The organism is Rathayibacter sp. SW19 (genome assembly GCF_030866825.1).
GTDB lineage: Bacteria > Actinomycetota > Actinomycetes > Actinomycetales > Microbacteriaceae > Rathayibacter_A > Rathayibacter_A soli.
In genome coordinates, this window is sequence record NZ_CP133020.1 from 3,339,755 (window position 1) to 3,362,251 (window position 22,497).

Sequence of the window (22,497 nt, forward strand, 5' to 3'; positions counted from 1 at the left end):
GGGGCGCCGGCGACCGCGGCCGGGCAGGATCGCCGCAGAACTAAGGTGGAAGCATGCGGATGGATGCGGTCGTGCTCGCGGGCGGGCGGTCTTCCCGTTTGGCCGGCGCAGACAAGGCCCAACTCCTCTACCGCGGAACCAGCCTGCTCGATCGTGCGATCGCGGCTGCTATCGACGCCGGAGCGCGTCGAATCGCCATCGTCGGCAGCGACTCGCTCGTGCCCGAGCACGCCGACCCAGGACAACTGGTCTTCGCGCGGGAGGATCCGCCGTTCGGCGGCCCCGCCGCCGGGCTTGCCGCTGGGATCGCCGCATTAGACAACGCGGAACTGAACGATGCAGCGCGGCATGCCGAAGGGCAGGCCGACGCTGCCGCCGCGCTTCTGCTGGTTCTTGCCTGCGACCTGCCGCAGGTCGCTCGAGCTGTGCCGTCGCTGCTTGCGGCACTCCCGCTTTCGGACGGCACAGACGGCGTGATGCTCGTCGATGCTGACGAACGCACTCAGCCGTTGACTGCGGTCTACCGCTGGTCATCGTTGCATACCGCGGCCGCCGACCGACGCACTCGCAACGACCTCGATGGGCTGCCCATGCGCAGGCTGATCGGCGCCCTGAACCTCGTCACCGTTGCGGCGCCGACCGGATCGACCGACGACATCGATACGCCGGCGGACGCCGCGCGATTCGGCATAGCGCTGCACACGCGGGGCGACACGAACGCCAGGGCGACGGGAACAACAGAGCAACAGGAACGACAGACCAACAGGAACAACAGACCAACAGGAACACGACCGAGGAGCACTCCATGCCCGATAGACACGATGACGACGAACTGCTGGAAGCCTGGAGTGCCCGACTGACCGACGCGCTCGAGGTGCAGGGGCTGACCGTGGACGTGCAGTCCGTGCTCGGCCTCGCCGGCCGGGCCGCTCATGCCGTCGCCCGTCCTGCCGCACCGTTGACCACGTTCATTGTCGGTTACGCCGCAGGGCTCGCGAGCGCGGCCGGCACGGACGTAACGTCTGCCGTTCAGTCAGCGATCGCCACGGCTGGGCGCGTGTGTCGCGAGGAGCAGTCCGCTGCGCACCCTGCAGACGCGAACGAATAGTAGCCATGACCCGGCACGCCGACGGCACACTCGCTGCCAGCGCAATCCCCGCCGAGCCAGACGCGCCCATGCGCTCGGCCGACTGGCACGCAGCGCGCTCACTGGCTTACCGGCTGCCCTCGCCACTCGGTTCGGAGACCGTGCCGCTGGCACAGGCGATCGGCAGGCGTTCTGCCGACGCAATCACCGCGCTCTGCGACGTTCCGCACTACGCGTCAAGCGCGATGGACGGCTGGGCTGTTGCCGGCGATGCACCATGGCTGTTGATCGAGTCCGGCCCGTCGCCGTTGCGCACTCTACAGCCCGGCGAGGCGACCCGCATCGTGACGGGCGGACTGATTCCCGTCGGCGCGCGCGCCGTGCTGCGCAGCGAGAACGGCGCGGTCAGAGACGCGGACCGCGCGACGGGACGCATCCTCGAGCCCGGGCCGAACGCATCCGTCGGAGAACCAGCGGACGGCATGCACATTCGTCCACCGGGCGAAGAAGCACGGCAGGGCGAACAGGTGGCTCCGGCCGGAATCGTGTTGAACCCTGCGCACATCGCCGTCGCAGCGGTGTGCGGCAACGACACTTTGGAGGTCGTGCGGCAGGTGCGCGCCGGCCTGATCTTCACCGGCGACGAGGTTGTGACGGCGGGCATCCCCGCCCCGGGTCATGTGCGCGACTCGTTCGGCCCCCAGTTTCCTGCGCTGCTCGGCATGTTCGGAGTCGTCGTCACTTCCGAGCAGCGCCTGCCGGATCGGCTCGATGCTCTGGTCGACGCACTATCGCACCGGCCGACCGGCACCGCCGGCGGCGAGGTTGTCGTGACCACAGGCGGAACGGGCCACTCCCATGCCGATCACCTGCACGACGCGCTTGCGCGGCTCGGCGCTCGCATGGTGATCGACGGGATCGCGATGCGACCCGGCGGTCCGAGTCTTCTCGCCCAGCTCGCTGACGGCCGCTATCTGATCGGCTTGCCGGGCAACCCACTGGCGGCGATGATGGGCCTGTTCACTCTTCTGCCTCCGCTGGTGGCCGGACTGCTCGACCTGCCGGAGCCGGAGCAGGAACACGTCACCGCCGGCCAGACGTTGATAGAGCGCAGTGGCCGTGTGCGCCTGATGCCGTATGCGAACGTTCAAGGCACGGTGGTTCCCACCAGTTGGCACGGCTCCGGCATGCTGCGCGGGCTCGCGGACGCAGCGGGCGTGCTCGTCTGCCCGGGCACCGGTGCCGCGGAGGGAGACGTGCTCGAAGCCCTTCGCCTGCCATGGAGTTGACCGCGTGCGTGCTCATGTCCGCATAGCGAACAGGAATCTTCCAGCAAACGTGACGGTCTCTTGCATTTTCACCGATTAAGGGAAACGATGAAAATCTGATATAAGCCACTTCAAAAGAAGGCGCATTATGAATTTCGCAGTTTCAGCGTATGTTCCACTCGCCCTCGGTTTCTTCGGTTTGGGAACCGGCTATCTCATCTACGGTCCGCAAGAACTGTTCGGCTGGCCGAAACGTGATGAGAAGGTCGATCGGGCCACCGGCACGTGGGGCATCTGGCTCCCCGGCTTCTTCCAATTCGTCACCGGCATCATCCTGTTCGTCGGCCTCACCTGGTTTCAGGTGTTCAAGGGCGCCCCGCTGTATATGGCAGCTTTGGCGTTCACCGCATATGGAATTCACTGGTTTGCGCTCGGCTGGAACCGGTATCGCGGCAACGACGCCCGCCCGAACGCCGGCATGTGCGTGGCGTTCTTCATCCTGTCTGTCGTCGGAGCCATCATCTTCTTCGTCGCAGGTGACTGGCCGGTCGGGCTTCTTTTCGTCGGTCTGGCGCTGATCTACTTCAGTGACTTCTTCGCGTCGATCGGCAACAAGCTCGGTGAGCGCGCGCTCGGGTTCTGGCACTTGGTCACCGGCCTGTGGCTGATGTACCTGATGGTCGCCACCGCATTCAACATCGCGCTGGGCTGGCACCTGGCCTTGTAGCACCCGGATACAACACCGAACGATCAGCCGCCCGCGAACGGCGGCAGAATATCGACCGTTGCGGAAAGCGGATGCTGCTGGTCGCGTCGCACGACTCCGTCCACAAGGAAGGAGCCGGACTTCAAGACCGCGCCCATCGGCTCGCCGTAACGCTCGACCAAGAGCGTCGCCAACTCACCGACGGTTGCCCCGTCGGTGAGTTCGACGTGCTCTTCCTCGCATCCGGATGCCTCGGCTGCCGCCGCGAAATACCGCACCGCCACATTCATTCGACTCGTACCTCCGCTATCACCCGTGCACCGTGCACCGGTCCTGTTGCTCGGATCGCGTGCAGTCCTGCCGCGCTCAACGCAACCTGCAGATCGAGCGCACTGTCTGGATCTGTCGCCAGGAATGCGACCGTCGGCCCCGACCCTGACACCAGCCCAGCGAGAGCCCCGGCACGTTCCCCCAACTCGAGGATGTCGCCGAGGTCGGGGTTCAGATGGATTGCAGGAGCCTGGAGATCGTTCGAAAGCGACTCCGCGAGCATCCGCGGATCGCCGGCGCGCAACGCCTGCAGCACGTTGGAATCGACCACGGGGCGCGTTGCCGCCGGGAAGATGTCGCGCACGTGACGCTGCCGATGACGATCCAGTTCCCGGTAGACATCTGGGGTGCTCAGCTGCGTGGCCGGGATCACGAGCACCCAGTGGAACGTTCCCTGCGCGAGGGCAGGACTGAGTCTGTCGCCACGCCCCGTGCCGATCGCCGTGCCGCCGGCCAGCGCGAAGGGAACATCTGCCCCGAGGCGTGCGGCCAGCGCGTGCAGTTCCTCGCGACTGCGCTGGGTGCCCCACAGTGCGTCGCATGCGAGCAGCGTTGCTGCTGCGTCGGCGGAACCGCCGCCCATCCCGCCTGCGACCGGCACGTTTTTCTCGATCTCCAGGCGCACCCCACCTCTGAAATCGGCTTTACGGGCGAGCAGTCGTGCGGCCTTGATCGCGAGATTGGAACCGTCCGTCGCCAGCGCGGATGTATCGATCGGGCCGGTGAACCGGACGGAGAAATCGGGCGCCGGGAAGGCACGGACGTCTTCGTACAGTGACAGGGCTTGATAGGCCGTGGCGATCTCGTGGTAGCCGTCGTCCATCACGGCGCCGACCCCGAGGAAAACGTTGACCTTTCCCGGGGCTCGCACCTGCACCATCGTTTCGGTGGCCTGGACGGTCATGTTTCCAACCTAACGCAGGCGCGGGCGCCCGGCGCACCGCGGCCAGCTCGATGGCAGTACCGCTAGCTCGAGGGCAGCGCCCGTGCAATGCGCATGAACTGCTCGACGGTCAACTCTTCGCCGCGCGCGGTCGGCGCGAGGCCGGCCGCCTCGAGAGCAACGGATGCCTCGGTCGAGGAGCCAGCGAGCGCCGACAACGATTGCCGAAGCATCTTGCGGCGCTGCTGGAAGGCTGCGTCGACGAGTTCGAAGGTGCGCCGTCGCAACGGCTCATCGCCCGGCTCGGTTTCGTGCCGCTGAAAGGCCACGAGAATCGAGTCGACGTTCGGAACCGGCCAGAACACCTGGCGGCTGACGGTGCCTGCCGTGCGCCAGGCGCCATACCAGGCCGCCTTCACGCTGGGGCCGCCGTAGATTTTCGAGCCAGGCACAGCGGCCAAGCGTTGGCCGACCTCGGACTGCACCATGACGACGCCGGAACGGATCGACGCGAAGCTGTCCAGTAGATGCAGCAGCACGGGCACAGAAATGTTGTACGGCAGGTTCGCCACCAGCCGAGTGGGCTGTCCCGGCAGTTCCGTCAGCCGGAGCGCGTCCGCGCGGATCACGGTGAGCTGGTCGCCCATCGACAAGCTCACAGACCGGGGCTCCTCAGAACAGCGCTCAGCGACCGTGACGGGCAGTTGGGCGGCGAGTCGTTTGTCGATCTCGACGGCGATGACCGCGGCATCTGCTTCGAGCAGTCCGAGCGTCAGCGAGCCCAGGCCGGGGCCGACCTCCACCACCGTGTCGCCGGGCTGCACACCGGCGACACGCACAATGCGGCGAACGGTGTTCGCGTCGATCACGAAGTTCTGACCGAGCTTTTTCGTGGGTGTCACGCCGAGCAGGTCGGCAAGATCGCGCACCTCGGCCGGCCCGAGCAGCCTGACGGTGCTCATCCTCTTCCTCTGCCCGCTCGTCGCTCGGGGAGCGCAGCATCCGTTTGCGGGCTACTCACGCGACACGCCCGATCGGGCCGGTTGGCGTCGCGACGGGCGGCTCCGCGTCCCACCTGCCGTACACCAGCTCGGTGTTCGAGGAGATCTGCGCGGCGAGCATCGACGCATCCGTTCCGAGCACCGCGGCCATCGCGCGGAGTGTGTGCGGAATCAGGTAGGGCGCGTTCGGTCGCCCGCGGAACGGTGTGGGCGTGAGGAACGGCGCATCCGTCTCGATCAGCAGCAGGGCACGCGGCACGACCGCAAGCGCGTCCCGCAACGGCTGCGCGTTCTTGAACGTCACGTTGCCTGCGAAGGACATGTACCAGCCGTTGTCTGCGCACATTCGCGCCATGGCAGCATCGCCCGAGAAGCAGTGAAAGACCGTTTTTTCGGGCGCACCGACACGCTTCAGGGTCGCGATCACGTCGGCGTGCGCATCCCGATCGTGAATCTGCATCGCCAGATCGTTCTGTTTCGCGATCTCGATATGCGCCTCGAATGAGCGGAACTGAGCGGCGCGGCCGCCCTCATCGGTGCGGTAGAAATCGAGCCCGGTCTCGCCCACCGCACGCACCCGTGGGCGGGTGGCCAGCTCTGCGATGACAGCGAGGCCGTCATCGAGGGTGCCGCGCGCCTCGTACTCGGGCGCATCATTCGGGTGGATGGCTACGGCCGCCAGCATGCGCGGCTCGATCGCCGCCGTCTCCGCCGACCAGATCGAGGTCGGCACGTCGTTTCCGACCTGAACCACCCCCCGGATGCCGACACTCGACGCGCGGTCCAGTTGCGTTCTGTAGTCCAACGGCTGATCACCATCAGCGATCTCCAGGTGGGTGTGGTTGTCGTACACGGGCACCACGAGGGCCTCCGGCAGCGGAGGGTAGGACAGATCCCGCCCCTCTTTCTGACGGCGTTCCCGAACGTGCCCGGTATCACTCATCGCGCGCCCCCGGTGGTCGAGTAGCGAGCGCCAGCGAGCGTATCGAGACCTCGCAAGCCGCTCGCCACGTGTTGGCCGGGGTCTCGATACGCTCGCCCTTCGACAAGCTCAGGGACCGGCTCGCTACTCGACCAGCGAGCGTCGACGCTACTCGACCAGCAGGCGGCGTGACTACGCAACGGTCGCTTCGATCCGGGGGAACAGTGCCTCGAGGGCACCGATCTGCGTTCCTGCGGGCAATTGCCCCCAAACGCCGGCCTCGCGCAGAGGCTGCTCGGTCAACGCGCCGAGGGCATCCGTGACACCGAGCGCAGCCCAAAGCTTGTGGGTGGCCTGCGGAATCACGGGCGAGAGCAGCACGGCGAGAGCGCGCAAGCCCTCGGTCGCCGTGTACAGCACAGTTGCCAGTCGGTCACGTTGCGCGTCGACTTTCGCGAGCGACCACGGCTCCTGCACCGTGATGTAACCGTTGAGCTCGTCGACGATCGTCCAAATCGCCGCGATCGCGTCGTGGATGGCCAGTGATTCGATTGCGGCATCGGCGGCGATCGCCGCCTCCGCCACGATGCGCTGCACTGTCAACTCCGCGTCGAGTGCCTCGCCGGGCTGGGGCACGACTCCGTCGAAGTACCGTGCGACCATCGCGATCACACGCGAGGCGAGGTTGCCGAAGCCGTTCGCGAGTTCCGACTGATAGCGGGCCGAGAGGTCCTCCCAGCTGAACGAACCGTCCTGACCGAAGCTGATCGCCCGCAGAAAGTAGTAGCGGAACGCATCCGAACCGAACGTGTCTGTGATCTGATTCGGTGCGATGCCGGTGAGCTTGGATTTGGACATCTTCTCACCGCCGACCAGCAGCCAGCCGTGCCCGAACACCTTATGCGGCACCTCAAGGCCCGCCGCCATCAGCATGGCAGGCCAGATCACTGCATGGAAACGCAGGATGTCTTTGCCCACGACGTGCAGAGCGGGCCAACGGCGATCGAATTGGCCGTCGTTTTCAGCTGCGTCGACGCCGTATCCTATGGCGGTGATGTAGTTGAGCAGTGCGTCGATCCAGACGTAGAGCACGTGCGAGTCATCCCACGGGATCGAGATTCCCCAGTCGAAGCTCGACCGGGAGATCGACAGGTCGTTGAGGCCTTGCGACACGAATGCCACGACCTCGTTGCGGGCGCTCTCCGGCTGCACGAAATCGGGCCGATCGCGATACAGCGCCAACAGGCGCTCACCGAAGTCGCTCATCTTGAAGAAGTAGTTCTTCTCGTGCAGCAACTCGAGCGGTTTCGAATGGATGGCGCAGACCTTTTGACCCTCGTACTCCCCCGTGCCCTCGAGGATCTCACTTTCTGGCTTGAACTCCTCGCAGCCGACGCAATACAAGCCCTCGTATTCGGCATCGTAAATGAACCCGCCGTCGTGCAGCCGCTGCAGAAACAGCTTGACAGCGTCTTCGTGGCGGGCATCCGTCGTTCGGATGAAATCATCGTTAGCGATGTCCAGGGTGTGCAGCAGCGGCTTCCACGCTTCGGAGACGAGCTTGTCGGCCCAGGCACGCGGCGTTGTGCCGTTTGCCGTCGCGGTGCGCAGGATCTTCTGGCCGTGCTCGTCCGTGCCGGTCAACAACCAGGTGTCATCGCCGGACTGACGGTGCCACCGCGCGAGCACATCGCTGGCCACCTCGGTGTATGCGTGCCCGATGTGTGGAACATCATTCACGTAGAAGATTGGCGTGGTGATGTAGAAGGAAGAGCCAGCGCGCATGGTTCCCATCCTAAATGGCGCGGGGACGGCCCCTTTCCGTATGACGGAGCTGCTACCGGCGCGCACTCACGCCCTGACCCGGTCGGCTTATGCTCAGGGCATGAGACAGCGCAAAATCGGCGACCTTGACGTCAGTGCGATCGGACTCGGCGGGATGCCGATGTCCATTCAGGGCCGCAAGTCACCCGAAACCTCGATCGCAACGATCCACGCGGCACTTGATGTCGGCATCACGTTCATCGACACGGCGGATTCATACACGCTCGATGAAGACGGTCACGGCCATAACGAGCTGCTCATCGCGGAGGCGTTGCGCAGCTACGGGTCGGACACCTCGCATGTGCTCGTCGCGACGAAGGGCGGACTGATTCACCGCGATGAGGGCAAGTGGGCCAACGACGGCCGACCGGAGTACATCATCCGGGCCGCGAAGGAGTCTGCCCAGCGCCTGGGTGTCGACACGATCGGGCTGTATCAGTTTCACCAACCGGACCCCGCTGTGCCGTTCGCAGAGTCCGTGGGTGCGCTCCGCGCCCTCTACGAGGCGGGCATCGTGCGCTATGTCGGCGTCTCCAACGTGACCGTCGCGCAAATCCGTGAGGCTCACCGTATTCTCGCTCACGCGTTCGTGTCAGTGCAGAATCGGTTCTCCCCCGCCTGGCGGCACAGCGCACCGGAACTCGAGGCGTGCATCGAGTTGGACCTGGCGTTTCTGCCGTGGAGCCCGCTCGGCGGCATCGGGGCCGCAGGCAAGGTCGGCAAGCACAACGCTGCATTCGGCGAGATCGCGTTGGAGTTGGGCGTCAGCCCACAGCAGGTTGCGCTCGCCTGGGAGCTGCATCTCTCGCACCTGGTCATCCCGATCCCGGGGGCAAGCAGACCGCAGAGCATCCGTGATTCCGCGCTGGCCGCCGACCTGGACCTGAGTCCGGAGACGATGTCGTACCTGAGCGCATCGACGTAGGTCGCGCGCCACTGTCGTTCCCTGAGCGGAGCCGAAGGGCCACTGCCGTTCCCTGAGCGGAGCCGAAGGGCCGCTGTGTACCGCGTGCTCGTGTGGCAGTGCAGGCTCGCGCTTCGGCTCCGCTCAGCGACCGGTGAGGCTGGCGCTTCCGCGACCGGTGTCTTTCGGCTGCCGGGTGGCACGTGCCTTCAGCGCAGCCTCGTAGAGGTCGCGTTTCGAGAGGCCGGTGGCCTCGGCGACGGATGCAACGGAATCCTTCAGCCGCTCCCCCGCGGCCGTGAGCAGCAGCACCTCGCTCACACCCTCAGCGAGATCGACCGTTCGTACCGGTGCACCGTCGACGACAAGGCAGATCTCACCGCGCACGCCCTCGGCCGCCCATCCGGCCAATTCGGCCGCAGTGCCGCGACGCACCTCCTCGTGCAGTTTGGTCAGTTCACGGCAGACGACGACGCGACGATCGGCGCCGAACGCGTCGGCGAGATCGACCAACGACGCGGCCAATCGGTTCGGCGACTCGAAGAAGACCATCGTGCGACGCTCGCCGGAAAGGGCGCGCAGGGTGGACATCCGCTCGCCTTGCTTGCGGGGGAGAAAGCCCTCGAAGCTGAAACGGTCGGTCGGCAGGCCCGAGACGGCGAGCGCTGCGAGCACAGCCGACGGACCGGGCAAAACCGTCACGGTCACCCCTGCGGCAGCAGCCGCCTCGACCAAGTGGAAGCCGGGGTCGGAGACGGTCGGCATGCCGGCGTCACTGAGCACCAAGACGTCATCGTCCCGCGCGAGCTCAACCAGTTCGGCCGCCTTATCGCGTTCATTGTGGTCGTGCATGCTGATCAGCCGCGGCCGCGCGTCGATGTGCAGCCCGGCGAGCAACCGCTGTGTCACGCGCGTGTCTTCGGATGCCACGATCGGCACGGTGCTCAGTGCCTGCACGAGGCGAGCGGATGCATCCCCGAGGTTGCCGATCGGGGTTGCGGCCAGGATGATCATGGCTCCAGTCTGCCCCGTCGCGCGCCTGTGCGCCGCTCGCGTCTGCGCCGCACGCCCCACCGGCCCCGCCGGCCTGCGCTGGAGCGGTGCTTACACCTCGACGGAGAGTTCGTACACCTGCTCGGTCGGGTGACCGGCTTTCTCGTGCACGCGCATGACCGCGTCCTTCGATGGCCCGGTCGAAAGGCAGAAGACTTTGCCCGATTCGGGGTCCAGCCAGGCCCGCTCGAAGTGCACGCCCTCCTCACCTTCCACCGCAAGGTCCGCGGCATGGGCTTCAGCCAACTGATCCTCCGTGACTCCGACGAATCCGTCGTGCACGTCCATGAATTGTGCCATCGCGGCACCTCTCTTCTTCACACGCACGCGACGCGTGCGTCACCCAAGGACGGTCGAGAACCTCGACGTGGTGCGATTCTCCTCCTGGTATGCGCCGGCCGAAAGAGTCGCTTTATCGTCGTCGGTCGCCCAGACTGATTGCATGGATGAGAAAGTCACAGGGCCCGCGTCGTACTTCCCATCGGTCGTTCAGAAATACGGGCAACCGATCGAGCACTGGATGCAGGAACTTGAAAAGGTGAGCAACCTCAAGCACATGGAGATGGTCGCCTATCTCAAGAAAGAGTTCAACATCGGCCACGGTCACGCGAATGCTTTGGTTGGCTGGTTCCGTCAGCACCAGGACGCCTGATCGCGAGATCGGCTGTCAGCGAACGTGTGAGCGATGGCGGCCCCGGTGCATCACAGTGAGCGTATGGCAGCAATCACAATCGGAGTGCAGGCTGAGCCGCATGACCTCGACTCGTGGCTGGCGCTCGCGCGTCGGCTCGAGCGTGCGAACTTCCATTCGCTCGTGGTGAGCGACCATCCGGGCAACGGCGCGTCTCCGTGGCCCGCACTCGGCGCCGCCGCCGCGGTAACCGAAACGCTGAACCTGGGCACTTACGTGCTGCAGGCCGGCGTCAGAGACCCCGTTCAGGCGGCTGCGGATGCAGCGACTCTCGACATTCTCGCGCCCGGACGGGTGCTGTTCGGGCTCGGCGCCGGGCACACTTATCGGGAGTGGGAGGTGACGGGGCGGCAGCGGCCATCGCCGACCGATCGAGCGGCTCGTTTGGTTTACTACGTCGACGCCGTTGCGCGTTTGCTTTCCGGGGAGTCTGTCACCGTCGAGTCTCGTCACCTGCGATTGGTCAATGCACGGCTCGAGGGCCTTCCGGTCGGTGCTGACCGCGTCAAACTCGTAGTCGGCGGCGGCCATCGCGAGATCCTGCGCGTGGCGGCGGAGCGTGCTGATGTCGTCGCGCTCAGCGGGCTCGGGCGCACGAAGCCGGATGGTCACCGTCACGAGGTCCGCTGGGGGCCCGCTGACCTGCGCGGGCAGCTCGAGGTGATTCGCGAGGCGAGCGAGCGGCGTGGCACCGCACCTGAGATCGAGGCGCTCATCCAAATGGTGACAGAGACCGATAGTAGGTCTAACGCCCTCGCAGAGTTGGGTAAGGACCTGACGGATGCCGCCGCGAGCGACCTCGCGTCGACTCCATTCCTGCTCGTGGGCACCGTTCATGAAATGGCCGCCCAGCTGACGCGCCAGGCCGAGCAATTCGGAATCACCCGCTACGTTGTGCGGGAGCCCGCCGTTTCGATCATGGAGCGCGTTCTGCCGCTGCTCGGTATCGAAGCTCGTTCATAGGGTTGGGACGCATCCACCCCCTAACATGGGCAGGTGACCGATCGACCCGCTGCGCACGCATCAGGCGCCCGCGCGGTCCAGGAACCGAGCGATGACGACGAGCCGACCGGCAGTCGACTCGACGATTGGTGGCTACGGCTGGTCAGCACGCCCACCCGACGCCGGCTGTGGTACTGGGGCGGGCCGTTGGTGGTCGCGATACTCGCCGCGATCCTGCGGCTCTGGGACCTCGGCAACCCGCATTCACTCGTGTTCGATGAGACCTTCTATGTAAAGGACTCCTGGACGATCATGCACCTCGGCTACGAGGGCTCCTGGCCGACCGGCGCCGACAAGCATTTCAACGCCGGCGACGTCAACATCTTCACGAGCGACCCGGAGTTCGTCGCCCATCCTCCGCTCGGCAAATGGATCATCTCACTGGGTCTGGCCGTGTTCGGCGCCCAGAACAGCTTCGGCTGGCGAGTCAGCACCGCGGTGGTCGGCATCCTCGCCGTTGTCGTTGTGATGCTTCTGACGCGCAAAATGTTCCGCTCGACGCTGATCGCCGTGATCGCCGGCTTTCTGATGGCGATCGACGGCAACGCCATCGTGATGAGCCGCGTTGCCATCCTCGACAACTCGGTCATGTTCGTGGCGCTGCTCGGCTTCGGTTGCATCCTTCTCGATCGCGACTGGCAGGAGAAGCGGTTGGCCGCGTGGATGGCGCGAGCACGCGCATCCGGAATCGAGCCGAGCTGGGGGCCGACGCTGTGGTGGCGGCCGTGGCTGATCGGCGCAGGCATCCTGTTCGGCCTGGATGCGGGCGTCAAATGGTCCGGCTTCTACTTTCTCGCGTTCTTCGCCGTCTACATCGTCCTAACGGATGCGCTGAATCGCCGCCGCGTCGGCCTGCCGTTCTGGATCAGCGCGAGCGTTCTCAAGCAGGCGCCCGCGACGTTCGTGCTGATGGTTCCGATCGCGCTGGCCAGTTATATCGCCACCTGGTCGGGCTGGCTGCTGACGAGCGGCGGCTACTATCGCAATTTCGTGCAGACGACCGGCAACGCGTGGACCGGCGCACTCAGCTGGATGCCGCACTGGGTGCAGAACCTGTGGCAGTACCAGACAGCGATGTACAACTACAGCATCAACCTGCACGTCTCGCATCCGTACCAGTCGAACCCGCTGACCTGGTTGTTCATGACCCGGCCGACGAGCATGTACTACCAAGGATCCAGCATCGGCCAGAACGGGTGCACCTCCAGTGCCTGCTCGTCGGCGATCACCGATCTGGCGAACCCGTTGATCTGGTGGGCAGCCGCTGCAGCTGTGTTCTATCTGGTGTATCGGCTGATCCGCTACCGCGAGTGGCGGGTCGGCCTGATCCTGACCGGCTTGGCCGCCGGCTACCTGCCGTGGATGCTGTACATCAACCGAACGATCTTCACGTTCTATTCGATCGCATTCGAGCCGTACACGATCATGGCGCTCGCCCTCGTGATCGGGCTGATCCTCGGCAAACGCAGCGATCCACGGTGGCGAAGAGTGCGCGGCATCGCCGTTGTGGCGGTGTTCCTCGGCGTCGCCACGCTGGTGAGCGTGTTCTTCTATCCGATCTGGAGCGGCCAGCAGATTCCGTTCTGGTTTTGGCAGATCCACATGTGGCTGCCGAGCTGGGTCTGAACGAGTAGACGAAATTCGCATGCTTTGTCGCCGCTCCGTGCTACTCCTGAGGTATGAGCAGTCAACATGAGGACCGAACGCCACTGCAGGGCAGCGAGCGGATGCCGGCGCCGCACACCGTTTCGATCGAACCGCCCGTCGGTGCAGGCGACGTCGAGATCACACTGATCCTACGTCGGAAGGCGCCGGTGCCGGAGGCCTTGCTTGCCGAAAACTCCTTCGGTGAGCGGATGACCCCTGCGGAGTTCGCGGAACGCTACGGCGCCGATCCAGCGGATGCCGTGACAGTGGAGGATGCCGTTCGAGCCATCGGTGCGCGCGTCGTGTCGACCGATCTCGCATCGCGGCACCTGCGCATTGCGGGTCCGGCCGATGTGCTCGCGGACGCATTCGGCACCTCACTCTCGTGGGTGTCCAGCCCCGACCACAGAGGCGCCGCGATTGCGCACCGCGAGCGCACAGGGCCGTTGCATGTGCCAGCCGCGATGGCTGGTCGAGTAACGGCGGTTTTGGGCCTCGACGACCGCCCGCAAGCACGCGCGAACTTTCGAATCGCGTCCGCCGCAACGGTCCTGACCAGTTACACGCCGCCTCAACTCGGCGAGATCTACGCGTTTCCGGCAGCCACGGACGGAGCCGGCCACACGGTGGCGATCATCGAGCTGGGCGGCGGGTTCGCGGCATCCGACCTCGACGTGTACTTCGCCGGGCTGGGCATCGCGACCCCATCGGTCACGGCGGTGGGCGTTGACGGCGCGGTCAACGTGCCGGGCGGTGACCCGAACGGGGCGGACGGCGAGGTGCTGCTCGACATCGAGGTCGTCGGGGCGCTCGCCCCTGCCGCGAAGATCGTGGTCTACTTCGCGCCGAACACTGACGCGGGCTTCGTGGATGCCGTCGCAACGGCCGCGCACGCGACCCCGACACCGACCGCGATCAGCATCAGCTGGGGCCAAAGCGAAGACAGCTGGACCGCGCAAGCCCGCAACGCACTCGACCAGGCGTTCGTCGACGCCGTCGCGCTCGGTGCGACGGTGACGGTCGCTGCGGGCGATGACGGCAGCACGGATCGCGTGGCTGGCGGCGGCGCACACGTGGACTTTCCCGCGTCGAGCCCGCACGCTGTGGCCTGCGGCGGCACGCGACTGCAGGCGAATGCGACGACTAGTGTCGTGACCAGCGAGACAGTCTGGAACAATGGGGTCGGGCGCGGCGCCACCGGCGGCGGTGTCAGCGACGTGTTCCCGCTTCCCACCTGGCAGGCGGATGCCGGCGTGCCAGCCGGAAGCACGGGCGGCGGTCGCGGAGTTCCCGACGTCTCAGCGAACGCTGACCCGCAGACCGGCTATCAGGTGCGGGTCGACGGAACGGACCTCGTGATCGGCGGCACCAGCGCGGTGGCGCCGCTCTGGGCCGCGCTGATCACCCGCATCGCGCAAGCAACCGGGCGTCCGCCAGGGTTTGTGCAACCGGCGCTTTACGGCACCGTGCCGGCCGGCACCGTCGCGCCGGGGTTTCGCGACGTGACACAGGGCAATAACGGTGCATTCGCCGCAAGGCCCGGCTGGGATGCCTGCACCGGCCTCGGCGTGCCGGTCGGCACGGCGCTGCTGCCCGTGCTCAGCTGACGAGCTTGAGGCCGATGACGCAGCCGACCAGTCCGAGGATCAGCAGAATCTTGACGACTGACAACGGCTCGCCGCCGAAAATCATCGCGTAAAGCACGGTCAACGACGCCCCGATGCCGACCCAGACTGCGTAAGCGGTGCCCGTTGAAATCTCGCGCATGGCGATTGCAAGACCGCCCATGCTGACAATAAGGGCTGCACCGAAGACGACGGATGGCCAGAGCTTGGTGAAGCCCTCGGATTTGCCGAGTGCGGTCGCCCAGACCGCTTCGAGCACGCCGGAGGCAATGAGGATGATCCACGACACGTTCAGTCACTCCCGTGGCCAGTCTTGTCGCGTTCCGGGTACTGATCCGTCGTCCGGGGCCGCCTCACGCGGCCTGCGGCCAGGCTACAAGGGGGCCCTGATCAGGACCTGTGCACATGGATCTTTTTCTGCACTAAGCCAGGTCGAGCGTTCGTCGGTGAATGTTCATGGCGTTCACGTCAAATTCCAATTGGGTTGATCCTCTTGCCCGAACCTGAAGCTCGATGTTTTTCATTGCAAGGTTGTTGATCCTGGCGTGAGCTGTCCCTTGGCATCGGTGTCGTCTGATCGGGCGTTTGTCAGACTGTCGTCATCTCCGAAGGTCTCGATCTGCGTCACCCGACTTGTCCAAATCTTGCGGATCGGTCATCGCCAACGGCCGTCATGATCAGTGAGATGAGGCCGGGGACACCGTGTCCGGCCCGCGTCGTTGGATGGTCCCGTAGACCGTTGTCCTGGATATGCCGAGCAGGTGCGCTATTTCAGCCTGATTGTGCTCGCCGGCGTCATGAAGCTCGAGAAGGTGTCGTTGTTGCAGTGCGGTGAGCTGAGGTTGTCCGCCGCGCAGGCGACCCTTTGCTTTGGCCAGGGCCAGGCCTTCGCGAGTGCGCATCCGCATCATGTCGCCCTCGAACTCGGCCGCCAACTCCAGTGTGTCGAAGAAGATCCGCCCGGTTCGGTCGGCCGGGTCGTAGAGCGTCCCACTCAGGCTGAGTGAGATCCGTTTGGCCGCGAGCGTGTTGCCGATGTCTGCCGCGTCGGATATCGAGCGGGCAAGCCGGTGAAGCTTGGTCACCACCAGGATGTCATCGGCCCGGCTTGCGGCCATCGCTTCCCGAAGCCCAGGACGAGGCCGGTTCGCATCGGTCAGACCACGATCGATGAAGAGACGGTTGGGCTCAACACCGAGGCCTAACAGAGCCTTTCGTTCCGCCGGGAGGTCGTGTTCGTCGGTGGCAACACGGGTGTAACCGATCTTGATTCCATCCATCCCGTCAGTGTTGCAGTTGGACCCCCGTCACCGGGCTTAATATCGTTCTGGTCATACGTGCATCTGCCGCCAGAGACTGCCGGCTCCTCCGGTCTAGCCGATCACGCCGCGATCAGCGTCCGTCTAACGAGACGCTTTGACCTCACTCAGCCGGGATCGGGCGTTCGAGGATCAGCTCGTAAATGAGGTCGGTGGTCACGGTGCCGAGTTCCGCAAGTTGGAGTGTGATCCGTTCCAGTTCGGCCATGTCGGTTGCGACGATCTCGAGCATAAAACAGATCTCGCCAGTAACTCGAAGGCACCGGACAATCCGATGCTCACGTTCAAGGATCTCGAACACCATTGAGTCTTGGACGCCTTCGACCCTGAGCCTGACGACCGCGCGAAGGGCGAGCCCGAGACGGGCAGCGTTGACTCTGGCGGTGTAGGACGTGATAACGCCTCGTTGCTCCAATGTCTGCATTCGGATCCGGGTTGCCGAAATGCCGAGGTGCACGGCCTCTGCCAGGTTGGTGAGGGAGATGCGTCCGTCGTTTTGAACCGCCGTCACAATATGACGATCTGTTGAATCGAGGGGAGTCTGCAGTCGAGGGCCAGTCACCCCCTAACTGTGCCGCAATTTTTGCGGTATGGGTTCCCGAATTCGAACAGATGGCTATTTTCTTCGCACCAGCTGCTCCGTAGCGTCGTAGTGACCGCAGTGTGTGCGCTCCGGTTACAGAAAGAAGACAGAGATTACGATGCCAATAACGATTCCATTTCACTTCGTCGACGTATTTGCGGATGGTCCACTCCGCGGTAATCCCGTGTCGCTGGTCGATGACGCTGACAATCTCGATGACGCGACAATGCGGGCGATTGCTCGGGAGTTCAACCAGTCCGAAACCACGTTCATCCTCACACCAACGGAATCAGCCGCAACAGTGCGGCTCAGATCGTTCACTCCAAACGGTGCCGAAGTTTTCGGCGCGGGGCACAACGCCTTAGGCACATGGTTGTGGCTCATCGAGACAAAGCTCGGACATGAAGCCCCAGCCGGAGGATTCGCACAGCAGATAGGCGATGAGATCCTCCCTGTTGAGGTAACCAGGGAACCAGGCGGCCAGACCGCGGTCTCGATGTCACAATCCGCGCCGACGTTCGGCAAGAAGTTCACCGATCGGAGCCGGCTCGCCGGCTCGCTGGGGCTCGGTCGCTCCGCAATCAGTGCAGGTTTCGATGCCCAAGTAGTCTCCACCGGTGCCGGCCACCTCCTCGTGCCCCTCATCGACAAAACGGCAGTTGACGGCGCGGTTCCTGACGCGAGAAAGCTCACGGCGATTCTTGAAGAAGTCGGTGGTGAAGGTTGCCTCCTCTACAGTCTCGACCCGAACAGCGCGGATGCCCTCGCATACGCTCGGTTCTTCAACCCCATCATGGGCATCTCGGAAGATCCGGCCACCGGTACTGCAGCAGGTCCCCTGGTCGCCCTCCTCATCTCACGAGGACAAGCCCTCGGCGGAATCACAGCCATCATTGAGCAGGGCTATTTGCTGGGGCGGCCGAGTCGAATCCGCGTCACCGTGAACGGGACAGACGTTCGGGTCAGCGGCTCCGGTGTCGTCGTGGCAGACGGAGTTCTCCACCTATGAATGAGGCATCCTTGATTTACCCGGCCGATCCTCTGAGCGAACGATATCTCCTGAAGGCGATCGAACTTGCCAAGCGTTCCAGGGCAGCCGGCGATCCACCCTTCGGTTCTGTCCTCGTCAATACGGACGGAGCCGTAATCCGAAGCGAGCGAAATACCACTACCAGCGCGCGGGACATAACCGCACATCCAGAACTCAAGCTGGCGAGATGGGCAGCCCAGACCTTCGAGCCTGAACTTTGTCGTACCTTCACTATGTACACCAGCTGCCAACCATGCCTAATGTGCACCAACGTCATAGCCCGCGCCGGAATCGGATCGGTCGTCTACGCCCTCTCAACGGAACAACTCCAAGACCTGAAGCCGCACGGACACATCGACCCCGGCTCCGCAATTGTCGAATACAAAGGTCCGACGCTATACACCGCCGCGACCACACGAACGCGTCGGCCGACGCCGGCAGCCACTGCAACCGGCCCGAGCCCTTGCGGCGCACCCCGATCCGCTGCTCGCCGGGGTCCACCCGATCCACCGTGACGCCCAGCAGCTCCGAAGCGCGCGCTCCGGTCGAGACGTAAGACGCCAACAGCGTCCGATCCCGATCCGAGCCCATCACCGCGAACAACGCATCGAACAAGTGGCCCGGCAGACTTCGCGGCAGCCGCGCGGGCAGCTTCTGCCGCAACGGCCCCCGCGCCCCGGCCGCGAACGGGTGCATCGGATTGTGATGGGCCTGAAGCCGCCGCCCGACGCGGTGCCCGGCATCCGGGACAGGGTTGACCAGCGGCCCCTCGCCGGCGGTGGCGCGGCCGGCGTAGAACGTCTTCATAACCGCCAGAGCGTGGTTGATCGTCGCCGGCGCATACCCGGCTGACCTGCCTGCTGGGCCAACCAGCCGCATCCACAGTACAAAGTCCCGCGCCTCAATATGAGACGCTCGCTCCCACGGCACGTCGACAGCGGCCAGGAACCGCCACCACCGCAACAATGCCAGCCCGTACGAACGCAACGAGCTTATGCTGGCACCCGAGGCGAGCATCGTGCGGAAGAACTCGCTCACCTGCGCCACCGGCGCGCCGTATCCGCACACCGCGCCCAAAACTCCGTGAACCCGAGGAGGTAGTGCGGTCAACAGATCGCGCACATGGACCTGTGCGCATGGACCTGCGCGCAACAGCCGGCCACGGTCAAATCTGCTTCGGATGGAGTAGTCCGCGATCGTATCCCTGGGCAACGGCTGCGGCTCGGTCACCGACGCCCAGTTTGGCGTAGATGTTCAGCAGGTAGGTCTTGATCGTCGCTTCACTGACGAAGAGTTTTGCCGCGGCTTCGCGGTTGGTGTTCCCGGCTGCGACAAGCTCCAGTACGCGGAGTTCGCGGTCGCTGAGCAGCTGCGAGCCAGGGTTGCGAATACGGGCGATGAGACGCGACGCCGCCTGGGCAGAGAGCGCGGGCCGTCCGAGGGCGACCGCCCGAACGGCATCCAGGAGGCCGGCACGAGGCGTGTCCTTGAGAAGGTAGCCGGTCGCGCCGGCGTCGATCGCGGAGATGATTTCGGTATCCGTTTCATATGTGGTCAACACCAGTATTCGTGCGGGATTGTTGAGGCGCGACAGTTCGGCGATTGCGTCGACACCGCTCATGCCGGGCATGCGCAGATCCATCAGAATCACGTCGGGATTACGGTCGGTCGCGATTCGCACGGCGTCGCTTCCGTTACCGGCCTGCCCGACGATCTCGATGTCCGGCTCGGAGGCGAACATGCCAGACAGGCCGTCGCGTACGACGGGGTGGTCGTCAACAAGCAACAGCCGGATCGGTGCGGCCTGACTCGGTTCACTCATTGTGTTCCCACCTGTCTCATGCTGTTTGATCCGCCAGCGGGATGCGCGCGGAGACGGCAGTGCCTTCACCGGGCGCGGATTCGATGTCGAGTTCGCCCGCCAGTTCCTCCACCCGCTCACGCATGGCGCCCAGTCCGAAGCCTCCCCGCGTGTAGAGATTCGGCTCTGGCGCGGCTTTCGACTCGTACCCGGCGGCAGGCGAGGCGGGGTCGAATCCGATGCCGTCATCCCGAATGTCGAGAACGACTTCGTGGTCGAGATACGACAGTGTCAGACCGATTCTGGATGCGTGGGCATGCTTGGCGACGTTGGCGAGCGCTTCCTGCGCGGTTCGCAACAGCGCAGTCTCAGTGCTTGGGGCGAGTGTTGTTGCCGTGCCGGTGATCGTCAGTTCGACGGGCGTCAGTTGCAGCGCGGACCATTGTTCGCAAACGTCCCGAAGCGCAGCATCCAGGTGTTGTGCTCGAAGCGGTTCGGGCAGGAGCGCCTGCACCGAGCGCCGTGCGTCGGTCAGGCTCTCCCTCGCCAGCCGGTCCGCCGCTTCCAGATGCTTGCGCCGCGCCGCAGCGTCTGAGCCGGCTTGTTCTGCAGCCTGGAGTTGGGTGATGATCCCAATCAGTCCTTGCGCGAGCGTGTCATGGATTTCGCGCGCCATTCGCTGGCGCTCCTCCAGCACGCCGGCCTGCCGAGCGTGTTCGACCAGCTGGTCGTGCAAGACAGCGTTTTCGGCGAGCGCGATTTCCAGACGCCGGTTCGACTCGCGCACGCTTGCGAGCATGAGCTGGCGCTGATGGCCCAGCGCCTGGTTGCTCCAGTTGATCCAGGAGAAACCCGCCATCACCACGACGTTGACGACGATCACCGCAAGGTAGGCAAGCAGACCTTGCCCCGTGTTCTTGTCGATGCCGCTCGTTTGCGCAGTGGCGCCGATAACTCCCAACGCCACAATCGCGATGAGCTGCCACGGCCAGCGAATGAGTGCGAAAACGTACAGATATCCGGCAATCACAAGGAATCCGAACCATGGGGCCTGGAGCACGAGAACTGCCATGATCAGAATCAAGCCGCCCACAAACACACCCATCACGACCGGGCGATCCTGCCAACGAGGCCGGAGTGTGAACACTCCCAGCATCCAGGCCGCGGCCAGCGCGCAGGTGGCCAGTTGGGTGATCACTGCGGCATCGACGGTGTGTGCGCTCACGAGGGTATACGCAACCACCGCGGCCAGGATCACGTACGGACCGACCGCGAGCAACGGATACAGGTCCGACCCGCGGGCCAATCGCGATCGCGGCCGTGACGCTGCGATCGCGGACCCCGTCTCCCCCGCGTTCACCGGAAAACGCACACCGTCTATTGTGCGCTTGCTGCTTCGAGAGCGCGGAACGCGGACCGCAGGGATTTACGATTCGCGAGGATGACGATTCCGAAGAGGATGAGTCCACACAGTGCCTGCTCAAGCCTCATCCACCGCGGGAAAGGTAACGGGATGACCAGGATGGCCACGATCGCAACGAGCACGATCGCCGAGACAATCCTGGTGCGAAGCAACCCTCGGGGGCTGCCCGACCGAGCTTGCAGTGCGTAAATCAGCAGCAGCACGGATGTCGCCGCCACGATCGTGCCACGAATCCAGACCGCCGTGTTCACGACTGACGTATCGCCTCGCGTCAGCACGATCGCAACGAATGTCACGACGCTCACCGCCACGTATCCCCACGCGAGCGTGAGAAGCCAGCCCAATGTGGTGGGCGCACCCGACCGGTTCAAGTTTTCTCGTGCGACCTCTCGAATGTTCATTGTCGTTCTCCTGTTCCAGTGCGTCGATGGCGTTGCCACGCGGCCGCCGACTGAAGCGGCCCGGGAACCTCACGTGACACGTCTTGCATACGTGAGGTTCTCCTCAGGATCACAGCTGGCGCCGGGCGGGCACATCGACCAATCGGCTATACCCGAGGCACCATTCGGCCAGAGCCGGCACTTCCTGATCAACGATCGGGGAAACCGGCGCGATGCGCTTTCGACCCGATGCGACTCACGATCATTGCCGCACCAATGACGATTCCCCACACCAGAAACCGCGGATCCCACAGGTAGGCGTGCCAACGAAGCGCGAGGTGGTCGGCGCTCGGAGGAACACCGATCACATTAAGCTGCACCAAGACGCCGACCACGGTCAGGACGAGTCCGTATGCGCTCAGGATCGCGGCCTCTGCCCAGGTGAGAACACGCGCGCCCTTACGCACAAGTGACTCTCTCGATGCCTGAACAGCCACAACGGGAAGGACCGCGGCCACGCCTTTGACGACGACTGCGAACCAAACCGCAACAACGAGCGCAACCTGGCCGGAGGCATCGGCCCGGGCCAATCCGACACCGACGGTGCTGAGTAGCCACGTGCCGCCGACTGCCCAATAGACGCTGATAGCGGCGTAGGTGATACCGATCACAAACGCCGCCCAGGCGAGCACTACTGCCCGAGCGCGAGCCTCAACGCGGCCATTCACGACGATTCACCTGGCACCCCTCGAAATCGCTGAAATCCGGCTGCCCCGTACCACTTGCGGAAGACGGGAGCCGGACCAAGCCAAAGAAGCTGTCGCACACATCTCACCACCGCGACCCGCTGAGCACATCGGCCAACCGGCCATTTCCGGCCAACCACTCGGGTGCTACGCAGCCGGATCGCTTCGTGGGACGTGCTAGCCACCGCCGTTTCAACGCAATCCGCGGCCTGTGCGGACAGACGGTCAACTGCGCAACACGGATTGAGTTCGCATGACCTGGCACGTAATCG

At 64.7% G+C, this 22,497-nt stretch carries 25 protein-coding genes, 1 pseudogene and 1 riboswitch; of the genes and pseudogenes, 11 read left to right on the forward strand and 15 right to left on the reverse strand.

Annotation, left to right across the window (positions count from 1 at the left end; translation table 11 throughout):
- The first annotated feature begins 53 nt into the window (after nucleotides 1-53).
- The 4 genes from QU604_RS15600 (at nucleotide 54) to QU604_RS15615 (ending at nucleotide 3,082) form a co-directional block, all read left to right on the forward strand.
- The gene (locus QU604_RS15600; protein ID WP_308465535.1) at nucleotides 54-860 is read left to right on the forward strand and encodes an NTP transferase domain-containing protein; all 807 of its coding nucleotides are present in this window, start codon (nucleotides 54-56) and stop codon (nucleotides 858-860) included.
- Nucleotides 806-1,108, forward strand: a complete 303-nt coding sequence (locus QU604_RS15605; RefSeq protein ID WP_308465536.1) for a DUF6457 domain-containing protein — start codon at nucleotides 806-808, stop codon at nucleotides 1,106-1,108. Before QU604_RS15600 ends, QU604_RS15605 begins: the two co-directional genes overlap by 55 nt.
- Before the next feature lie 5 nt (nucleotides 1,109-1,113).
- A complete protein-coding gene (locus QU604_RS15610; RefSeq protein ID WP_308465537.1) occupies nucleotides 1,114-2,376 on the forward strand; it encodes a molybdopterin molybdotransferase MoeA in 1,263 nt (420 codons plus the stop codon).
- A 127-nt stretch (nucleotides 2,377-2,503) separates the two neighbouring features.
- Entirely contained in the window at nucleotides 2,504-3,082 is a 579-nt protein-coding gene (locus QU604_RS15615; protein ID WP_308465538.1) for a hypothetical protein, read from the forward strand.
- Between the two features lie 23 nt (nucleotides 3,083-3,105).
- On the opposite strand, the gene QU604_RS15620 is transcribed toward QU604_RS15615, so the two are convergent.
- The 5 genes from QU604_RS15620 to metG all read right to left on the reverse strand — a co-directional run bounded on the left by QU604_RS15620 (nucleotide 3,106) and on the right by metG (nucleotide 7,982).
- On the reverse strand, nucleotides 3,106-3,351 hold the full coding sequence (locus QU604_RS15620) for a MoaD/ThiS family protein (RefSeq protein ID WP_308465539.1): 246 nt from the start codon (nucleotides 3,349-3,351) through the stop codon (nucleotides 3,106-3,108).
- The gene (locus QU604_RS15625) at nucleotides 3,348-4,295 is read right to left on the reverse strand and encodes a 4-(cytidine 5'-diphospho)-2-C-methyl-D-erythritol kinase (RefSeq protein WP_308465540.1); all 948 of its coding nucleotides are present in this window, start codon (nucleotides 4,293-4,295) and stop codon (nucleotides 3,348-3,350) included. The genes QU604_RS15620 and QU604_RS15625 overlap by 4 nt, the downstream gene beginning before the upstream one ends.
- A gap of 62 nt (nucleotides 4,296-4,357) precedes the next feature.
- Nucleotides 4,358-5,236 carry a 16S rRNA (adenine(1518)-N(6)/adenine(1519)-N(6))-dimethyltransferase RsmA gene (rsmA, locus tag QU604_RS15630; protein WP_308465541.1) on the reverse strand — a complete coding sequence of 293 codons (879 nt, stop codon included), beginning with the start codon at nucleotides 5,234-5,236 and terminating at the stop codon, nucleotides 4,358-4,360.
- A gap of 55 nt (nucleotides 5,237-5,291) precedes the next feature.
- Nucleotides 5,292-6,218 carry a TatD family hydrolase gene (locus QU604_RS15635; protein WP_308465542.1) on the reverse strand — a complete coding sequence of 309 codons (927 nt, stop codon included), beginning with the start codon at nucleotides 6,216-6,218 and terminating at the stop codon, nucleotides 5,292-5,294.
- A gap of 171 nt (nucleotides 6,219-6,389) precedes the next feature.
- Nucleotides 6,390-7,982 (reverse strand): methionine--tRNA ligase, encoded by a 1,593-nt coding sequence (gene metG / locus QU604_RS15640; protein WP_308465543.1) that lies wholly within the window; start codon nucleotides 7,980-7,982, stop codon nucleotides 6,390-6,392.
- A 100-nt stretch (nucleotides 7,983-8,082) separates the two neighbouring features.
- On the opposite strand from metG, the gene QU604_RS15645 reads away from it, so the two are divergent.
- Nucleotides 8,083-8,946: an aldo/keto reductase gene (locus QU604_RS15645; RefSeq protein WP_308465544.1), complete on the forward strand. Its 864-nt coding sequence runs from the start codon at nucleotides 8,083-8,085 to the stop codon at nucleotides 8,944-8,946.
- 123 nt (nucleotides 8,947-9,069) lie between these two features.
- Here QU604_RS15645 and rsmI read toward each other — a convergent pair whose 3' ends face one another.
- Complete coding sequence (rsmI, locus tag QU604_RS15650; RefSeq protein WP_308465545.1) at nucleotides 9,070-9,939, reverse strand: 16S rRNA (cytidine(1402)-2'-O)-methyltransferase; 870 nt, start codon at nucleotides 9,937-9,939, stop codon at nucleotides 9,070-9,072.
- A gap of 90 nt (nucleotides 9,940-10,029) precedes the next feature.
- Entirely contained in the window at nucleotides 10,030-10,278 is a 249-nt protein-coding gene (locus QU604_RS15655; RefSeq protein WP_308465546.1) for an SCO4226 family nickel-binding protein, read from the reverse strand.
- Between the two features lie 142 nt (nucleotides 10,279-10,420).
- Here QU604_RS15655 and QU604_RS15660 point away from each other — a divergent pair, with 142 nt between their 5' ends.
- The 4 genes from QU604_RS15660 to QU604_RS15675 all read left to right on the forward strand — a co-directional run bounded on the left by QU604_RS15660 (nucleotide 10,421) and on the right by QU604_RS15675 (nucleotide 14,925).
- A complete protein-coding gene (locus QU604_RS15660; protein WP_308465547.1) occupies nucleotides 10,421-10,630 on the forward strand; it encodes a DUF4287 domain-containing protein in 210 nt (69 codons plus the stop codon).
- Nucleotides 10,631-10,693: 63 nt separating this feature from the next.
- On the forward strand, nucleotides 10,694-11,632 hold the full coding sequence (locus QU604_RS15665; protein WP_308465548.1) for an LLM class flavin-dependent oxidoreductase: 939 nt from the start codon (nucleotides 10,694-10,696) through the stop codon (nucleotides 11,630-11,632).
- A gap of 33 nt (nucleotides 11,633-11,665) precedes the next feature.
- Entirely contained in the window at nucleotides 11,666-13,297 is a 1,632-nt protein-coding gene (locus QU604_RS15670) for a dolichyl-phosphate-mannose--protein mannosyltransferase (protein ID WP_308465549.1), read from the forward strand.
- 53 nt (nucleotides 13,298-13,350) lie between these two features.
- Entirely contained in the window at nucleotides 13,351-14,925 is a 1,575-nt protein-coding gene (locus tag QU604_RS15675) for a S53 family peptidase (protein ID WP_308465550.1), read from the forward strand.
- On the opposite strand, the gene QU604_RS15680 is transcribed toward QU604_RS15675, so the two are convergent.
- The 3 genes from QU604_RS15680 to QU604_RS15690 all read right to left on the reverse strand — a co-directional run bounded on the left by QU604_RS15680 (nucleotide 14,918) and on the right by QU604_RS15690 (nucleotide 16,824).
- Nucleotides 14,918-15,232, reverse strand: a complete 315-nt coding sequence (locus QU604_RS15680) for a DMT family transporter (RefSeq protein WP_308465551.1) — start codon at nucleotides 15,230-15,232, stop codon at nucleotides 14,918-14,920. The two genes, QU604_RS15675 and QU604_RS15680, sit on opposite strands and share 8 nt — an antisense overlap.
- Nucleotides 15,233-15,245: 13 nt before the next feature.
- Nucleotides 15,246-15,310, reverse strand: a riboswitch (guanidine-III (ykkC-III) riboswitch).
- A gap of 310 nt (nucleotides 15,311-15,620) precedes the next feature.
- A complete protein-coding gene (locus QU604_RS15685; RefSeq protein ID WP_308465552.1) occupies nucleotides 15,621-16,223 on the reverse strand; it encodes a recombinase family protein in 603 nt (200 codons plus the stop codon).
- 142 nt (nucleotides 16,224-16,365) lie between these two features.
- The gene (locus QU604_RS15690; protein WP_308465553.1) at nucleotides 16,366-16,824 is read right to left on the reverse strand and encodes an Lrp/AsnC family transcriptional regulator; all 459 of its coding nucleotides are present in this window, start codon (nucleotides 16,822-16,824) and stop codon (nucleotides 16,366-16,368) included.
- A 139-nt stretch (nucleotides 16,825-16,963) separates the two neighbouring features.
- Between QU604_RS15690 and QU604_RS15695 the strand changes: the two genes are divergently transcribed.
- Both QU604_RS15695 and QU604_RS22215 read left to right on the forward strand, forming a co-directional pair.
- Nucleotides 16,964-17,854, forward strand: coding sequence for a PhzF family protein (locus QU604_RS15695; protein WP_308465554.1), 891 nt, complete (start codon nucleotides 16,964-16,966; stop codon nucleotides 17,852-17,854).
- Nucleotides 17,851-18,138: pseudogene (locus QU604_RS22215) on the forward strand (nucleoside deaminase); the annotation flags it as partial. The gene QU604_RS15695 and the pseudogene QU604_RS22215, both read left to right, overlap by 4 nt.
- 10 nt (nucleotides 18,139-18,148) lie before the next feature.
- Here QU604_RS22215 and QU604_RS15700 read toward each other — a convergent pair.
- From QU604_RS15700 to QU604_RS15720, 5 genes are all read right to left on the reverse strand, one after another.
- Complete coding sequence (locus QU604_RS15700) at nucleotides 18,149-18,913, reverse strand: site-specific integrase (protein ID WP_308465555.1); 765 nt, start codon at nucleotides 18,911-18,913, stop codon at nucleotides 18,149-18,151.
- Between the two features lie 127 nt (nucleotides 18,914-19,040).
- Nucleotides 19,041-19,697 (reverse strand): response regulator, encoded by a 657-nt coding sequence (locus QU604_RS15705; RefSeq protein ID WP_308465556.1) that lies wholly within the window; start codon nucleotides 19,695-19,697, stop codon nucleotides 19,041-19,043.
- Nucleotides 19,698-19,713: 16 nt separating this feature from the next.
- A complete protein-coding gene (locus QU604_RS15710) occupies nucleotides 19,714-21,048 on the reverse strand; it encodes a sensor histidine kinase (protein WP_308465557.1) in 1,335 nt (444 codons plus the stop codon).
- Nucleotides 21,049-21,053: 5 nt separating this feature from the next.
- Entirely contained in the window at nucleotides 21,054-21,500 is a 447-nt protein-coding gene (locus QU604_RS15715; protein ID WP_308465558.1) for a hypothetical protein, read from the reverse strand.
- A 188-nt stretch (nucleotides 21,501-21,688) separates the two neighbouring features.
- Complete coding sequence (locus tag QU604_RS15720) at nucleotides 21,689-22,207, reverse strand: DUF3995 domain-containing protein (RefSeq protein ID WP_308465559.1); 519 nt, start codon at nucleotides 22,205-22,207, stop codon at nucleotides 21,689-21,691.
- Between the last annotated feature and the right edge of the window lie 290 nt (nucleotides 22,208-22,497).

Bases quoted from the DNA above. Each gene is read 5' to 3' on its own strand.
- QU604_RS15600 (WP_308465535.1), top strand. From the start codon at position 54: ATGCGGATGGATGCGGTCGTGCTCGCGGGCGGGCGGTCTTCCCGTTTG.
- QU604_RS15605 (WP_308465536.1), top strand. From the start codon at position 806: ATGCCCGATAGACACGATGACGACGAACTGCTGGAAGCCTGGAGTGCC.
- QU604_RS15610 (WP_308465537.1), top strand. From the start codon at position 1,114: ATGACCCGGCACGCCGACGGCACACTCGCTGCCAGCGCAATCCCCGCC.
- QU604_RS15615 (WP_308465538.1), top strand. From the start codon at position 2,504: ATGAATTTCGCAGTTTCAGCGTATGTTCCACTCGCCCTCGGTTTCTTC.
- QU604_RS15620 (WP_308465539.1), bottom strand. From the start codon at position 3,351: ATGAATGTGGCGGTGCGGTATTTCGCGGCGGCAGCCGAGGCATCCGGA.
- QU604_RS15625 (WP_308465540.1), bottom strand. From the start codon at position 4,295: ATGACCGTCCAGGCCACCGAAACGATGGTGCAGGTGCGAGCCCCGGGA.
- rsmA (WP_308465541.1), bottom strand. From the start codon at position 5,236: ATGAGCACCGTCAGGCTGCTCGGGCCGGCCGAGGTGCGCGATCTTGCC.
- QU604_RS15635 (WP_308465542.1), bottom strand. From the start codon at position 6,218: ATGAGTGATACCGGGCACGTTCGGGAACGCCGTCAGAAAGAGGGGCGG.
- metG (WP_308465543.1), bottom strand. From the start codon at position 7,982: ATGCGCGCTGGCTCTTCCTTCTACATCACCACGCCAATCTTCTACGTG.
- QU604_RS15645 (WP_308465544.1), top strand. From the start codon at position 8,083: ATGAGACAGCGCAAAATCGGCGACCTTGACGTCAGTGCGATCGGACTC.
- rsmI (WP_308465545.1), bottom strand. From the start codon at position 9,939: ATGATCATCCTGGCCGCAACCCCGATCGGCAACCTCGGGGATGCATCC.
- QU604_RS15655 (WP_308465546.1), bottom strand. From the start codon at position 10,278: ATGGCACAATTCATGGACGTGCACGACGGATTCGTCGGAGTCACGGAG.
- QU604_RS15660 (WP_308465547.1), top strand. From the start codon at position 10,421: ATGGATGAGAAAGTCACAGGGCCCGCGTCGTACTTCCCATCGGTCGTT.
- QU604_RS15665 (WP_308465548.1), top strand. From the start codon at position 10,694: ATGGCAGCAATCACAATCGGAGTGCAGGCTGAGCCGCATGACCTCGAC.
- QU604_RS15675 (WP_308465550.1), top strand. From the start codon at position 13,351: ATGAGCAGTCAACATGAGGACCGAACGCCACTGCAGGGCAGCGAGCGG.
- QU604_RS15685 (WP_308465552.1), bottom strand. From the start codon at position 16,223: ATGGATGGAATCAAGATCGGTTACACCCGTGTTGCCACCGACGAACAC.
- QU604_RS15695 (WP_308465554.1), top strand. From the start codon at position 16,964: ATGCCAATAACGATTCCATTTCACTTCGTCGACGTATTTGCGGATGGT.
- QU604_RS15705 (WP_308465556.1), bottom strand. From the start codon at position 19,697: ATGAGTGAACCGAGTCAGGCCGCACCGATCCGGCTGTTGCTTGTTGAC.
- QU604_RS15715 (WP_308465558.1), bottom strand. From the start codon at position 21,500: ATGAACATTCGAGAGGTCGCACGAGAAAACTTGAACCGGTCGGGTGCG.